We start from the raw sequence: 232 nt of genomic DNA on the forward strand, positions 1-232 counted from the left end.
GTTTCCCAGTCGGCCCACAACGCATCGAACGACTGCCGCACATTCGGGCCGTCCCGTGACGAAATGAAGCGCTGCAAGTCGAAGGCAAAATCCTGACGGCCGATACGGCTCTTGAATGTGCCGTTGCTGAAGGTGTTCACGTACTCGGCAAAGGCCAGGCGCACATCCACGCGGTTCTGATCGGCGCCACCGACGGTGGTCTTGTCGTAGGCGCGCACGTCTTCGAGCTGGG

At 61.2% G+C, this 232-nt stretch carries 1 protein-coding gene; it reads right to left on the reverse strand.

All coding sequences use genetic code 11. From position 1 onward, the window contains the following. On the reverse strand, positions 1-232 hold a 232-nt coding region (locus AC0L3U_RS40340), incomplete at both ends, for an alginate export family protein (protein WP_473365261.1).

The organism is Bradyrhizobium sp. Kon69 (assembly GCF_055807515.1).